The sequence below is a fragment of the Poseidonibacter sp. genome, from assembly GCF_041821165.1.
In the GTDB taxonomy this organism is placed as follows: domain Bacteria; phylum Campylobacterota; class Campylobacteria; order Campylobacterales; family Arcobacteraceae; genus Poseidonibacter.
On the sequence record NZ_JBGUES010000211.1, the window covers coordinates 1 to 3,700 of the forward strand.

A 3,700-nucleotide genomic window follows, 5' to 3' on the forward strand; every position below is an offset into this window, starting at 1 on the left:
CTTGTAATACTATAAGAGTATTGGCTATGTTTATTTATAAGTTCAGATACTTGTCTTGTCATCCATGCAGGATTTATTTTTACTAAAAGTTCATTATCTTTTGTATATAAATGATTATTTGTAAGATATTCATTTGCTTTGATATTATTATTTTCAGCTTTTACATAAACACCTCCATAAGAAGCATTCCATGCTCTAAATACTTTTAAATTATTAAAATGAGTTTTTGCTTCTTGATAGATTGTATTATTAAATAATTGTTTATTAATATTATAAACTCTATTTTTATAATAAATCATTGAGAGTGTTAATAATATAATTAAAACTAAACCCATTAAAATTACATTATTTTTTTTAAATTTAAAATTCATAAGGAATCCTTATTCATACTGGTATTTAGTTTTAAACTCTTCTATTAATTCTATTTCTCTATTATAAATATATTTATGTAAGATTGTATTAATCTCTTTATTTTCTTGAATAAAAGCAATAATATGTTGTTCTTCACCTATTTTTTGAATTTTATAAATTCTACATTCAAATGTAATATCTTTGACAGTATTAAATTTTTCATTTGCTAATCGTTCAATATCATCAAAAACAATTGATAATTTTACTAAATCATGTTTTTTTAAATTTAATGATTCATCTTCAATACAAAAAGATATCTCTTTTATAGATAAATCTTTTACTTCAATTAATAATCTTGCTTCTGTTTTTTCAAAAAAAGCTTTAAAGTTTTTTCCAGGTTCTAGTTTTAACTCTTCTCTATTTTTTATCTCAGGATAAAATAATCGTTTCTTTTTTAATTTTACTTCATAATTATCTATATCAATAGAAATTAATTCACACTCTAAATCCTCAGCTATTAATGAAGAATCTAATATAGTACTTTTTTCATGTTTTATTGCTTGAATTTGAATATATGTAGTTTTTAAAATAATCTCATCTTCATTTGAACTAATAACCTTACCACTATTTATAATTGGGACACCTCTATAATGGTTTAAAATATCAATACTCATACCACTTTCAAGAATAAAACTTAAGGCATCTGCATCTTCTTTATTATGATTAGAAAGTAATGTTTCAATTTGTTTTTCTTTTCTTTTTATATTTGATAATACTTTTAAAAATACAGCAATCATTTTAACTGCGTTTACAGGTTTTGCAATAAAATCATTAACACCAATATGAAATGACTTCATTAAAGTTTCACTATCAGAATGTGCTGATAAAATTATAATAGAAATATCCGCATCAATCTTTTTTATTTCTCTTATCATTTCATGCCCATTCATATTTGGCATTGTCAAATCAGTTAAGATAATATCAGGTTTATATTTTTTAAAAGCTTCTATTCCTTCTTTTCCATCTGATGCAATATAAACATTTTTAAAAAGTTTATTTAAAAATTTTGCAACTTGTGTTTGTAAAGCCTTACTATCTTCAACAAATAAAATATTAAAATCTTGTGCTATTTTTTTTAGTTGAACAATATGTTCCATATTTTCCATAATATTTCCTAAGGTAATTTTTTAATTTTTTGGCATTGAATTTATTAATATTTTTTCAATACATTTTTGTAATTTTATATCGTCTAAAGAGTACTGTTTTGCTTTTTCTATTCCTAAAAAAATACTTTGTTTTGATAAAGGATTGTTTACATTAAATATTGCTTTTATTACATTTAAAATCAAAGATACTTTTGTATTAATAGCTGAATCAATGTAAAAAACATCTTCACATAATAGTTTATCAAAATCCCATTTTTTAAGTAATAATGATGTAACTTCACTAGAACTATATCCTGTGAATTTTCTTTCTAAAGATGAAATATCACTTGATTCTTTACTTAATTGTAAAAACTCTTTTTTTTCATTTTTATTTAGCGAACTTGAAATTATAAACTTTCCGATTTCATGTATTAAACAAGGGAAAATTAGTCTTTTTTTTAATTTTATATCTTCTTTATCAAGCCAATCTAACATAAGTCTACATGAATAATCTGATAAGTCAAAAAATCTTTTTGCTTGAATATTATAAATATCTAAATCGACTTTTATACTATTTTTAATTAGCTCTGATAGTGCAATATCAATTGTAAAAGTAGTTCCATATAAATTGAGTGCTTTACTTACTGTTTTAACAGAATTATTAAAGCCAAAAAGTTTAGAATTTGCCATTTGCAAAATTTTTGTACTTATAAAAGAATCTTTTTCTATTAATTCTAAAATCTTTTTATGATCATGGTCATTACTATTTTGTATATATTGTAGTTTAAAAATAATATTTGGTAAAGGAGGTAATTTATCTATTCTTTCATTTATATCAAGCATTTATCCACATTTTGTATTTTATTTTAATATATTTTAACATAAGAACATAATTATATGAATTAAATTTAATATTGTATAATCCTTTTTATAAAATTAAATAAGGATTAAAATTGCCATATGTATTAAAAGAATTCAAAACAATAAAAGGCAAAAAAATTGAACATTTTCTAGAAGAAGATGTAAAGATAAATAAAACTCTAGCACTTAAACTTTTAGCAAAAGGCAAAATAACCGATCAAATTAATAAACGCTTACAAAAGTCTCAAACACTAAAAGATGGTTTTATAAAAATAACTCTATTTGAAGCAATAACAAAAAATCTAAAACCACTATTTCAAACTGAGCATTTCGCCATATTTGATAAACCATCTGGTCTTATGGTTCACCCTACTTTATTATCAAAAGATTATACTTTACTTGATGAAATAAGATATCAATTTGGTGAAAATGCAAGTTTAGTGCATAGAATTGATAAAGAAACATCAGGTTTAATTATGGTATCAAAAAATAAATATAGTGAAATGATTTTAAAAAATATGTTTGAAGAAAAACAATATATAAAAAAATATATTGCAATTGTTAGAAATGAAATAAAAAAAGAGATTGAAATCTCAACTCCTATAACAAATGATACAGGTTTAATAAAACTAAAAATGAAAGTAGATGTAAATGGTAAAGATTCTCAAACTTTAGTAAAGCCATTATTTTACGATAAAGAAAAAAATCAAACTTTAGTTGAAGTAATTCCACTTACAGGAAGACAACATCAAATTAGAGTGCATTTAGATTCAATTAATCATTCAATTATTGGTGATCCAATTTATGGAGTTGATGAAAAAATTGCTGATTTAATATTAAAAAAAGAAATAAATGAAAAAGATAGAATTAAATTAACAGGAAATAAAAGATTACTGTTGCAAGCAAACTATTTAGAATTTGAGTATTTAAATGTAGTTTATAAGTTCTGCTCAAAACAACAATTGTAAACTTTTTATGTTCTTAAATTATTAAATTATGGTTTTCTTATTAAAAAAGGTTATATTTTATTGACATTATAAATAAAAAGTGTTATCATGCCCACATATCAAATTTAAGGAGACATAATGTCTAAAAAAGAAAAAGAATTAAAAGCTAATAAGAAAAAAGCAGCTAAGAAATTAGAAAAGAAAAAAGTAGCAAAAAAAATTGCTAAAAAAGCTGACAAAAAGAAAGTAGCTAAAAAAGCGGATAAGAAAAAAGCGGCAAAAAAAGAAAATAAAAAAGTTGCTAAAAAGAAATCTGAAAAGAAAAAAGTTACAAAGAAAGTGACTAAAAAAGTTACAAAGAAAAAAGCTCCAAAAAAAACAGTAGTAAAAAAAGCT

General features: G+C 22.3%; 4 protein-coding genes and 1 pseudogene. 2 read left to right on the forward strand and 3 right to left on the reverse strand.

What is annotated here, in order from left to right:
- From ACERKK_RS12110 to ACERKK_RS12120, 3 genes and pseudogenes are all read right to left on the reverse strand, one after another.
- Positions 1 to 371: pseudogene (locus ACERKK_RS12110) on the reverse strand (hypothetical protein); the annotation flags it as partial.
- 9 nt (positions 372 to 380) lie between these two features.
- Positions 381 to 1,517, reverse strand: coding sequence for a PleD family two-component system response regulator (locus ACERKK_RS12115; RefSeq protein WP_373773334.1), 1,137 nt, complete (start codon positions 1,515 to 1,517; stop codon positions 381 to 383).
- Positions 1,518 to 1,538: 21 nt separating this feature from the next.
- Entirely contained in the window at positions 1,539 to 2,339 is an 801-nt protein-coding gene (locus tag ACERKK_RS12120) for an HDOD domain-containing protein (protein ID WP_373773335.1), read from the reverse strand.
- Between the two features lie 110 nt (positions 2,340 to 2,449).
- Between ACERKK_RS12120 and ACERKK_RS12125 the strand changes: the two genes are divergently transcribed.
- Positions 2,450 to 3,325, forward strand: a complete 876-nt coding sequence (locus ACERKK_RS12125) for an RluA family pseudouridine synthase (RefSeq protein WP_373773336.1) — start codon at positions 2,450 to 2,452, stop codon at positions 3,323 to 3,325.
- A gap of 117 nt (positions 3,326 to 3,442) precedes the next feature.
- Positions 3,443 to 3,700 (forward strand): hypothetical protein (locus ACERKK_RS12130; protein WP_373773337.1); only part of this gene is annotated, 258 nt, incomplete at its 3' end.